Here is a 448-nt window from a genome sequence, read left to right on the forward strand (position 1 = left end):
CTCTACAGAGCCCAGGTGATCCCGGTGCAGGTATTGATACTCAGCGGTGGCACCCGTGGGCTCATGAATAACTACATGCTGGACCGAACCACTCAAACTAGTACGATGAACCCTGTCAATTAACGCGTCATGGTTGAGCCAGACCTCTTCAAAGTTACCGATAATATAAGCCTTTTCGGTTTTGAGTTGGTCGCCTTCCATCCAGCTGGATTCACGATAGAAACGCTGGCCATTGGGGCCGTATTTAAAGCGGTCCCTGGCGGTCGGAGTGTTGTCGTTCTGGCTGCTGCCCAGCACAATTTCCGTGGGCAGCTGCCGCGCATTCCAGCGGATCCATTTGTCGTCGCCTGTAGCGGCATCGTAGCGTTCTATGGCTCCGTTGGCGTCGTAGTGCAGGCTGTGGGCCACGCCGTCGATGGTCGCACGGCTTACCGCATTGGGGCCGGCA

The 448-nt window shown here is 56.2% G+C and carries 1 protein-coding gene; it reads right to left on the reverse strand.

The window, feature by feature from the left end:
- Positions 1-448 (reverse strand): hypothetical protein (locus tag Q5Y71_RS17225; RefSeq protein WP_306043297.1); only part of this gene is annotated, 448 nt, incomplete at both ends.

Source organism: Microbulbifer sp. 2205BS26-8 (assembly GCF_030731025.1).
GTDB lineage: Bacteria > Pseudomonadota > Gammaproteobacteria > Pseudomonadales > Cellvibrionaceae > Microbulbifer > Microbulbifer spongiae.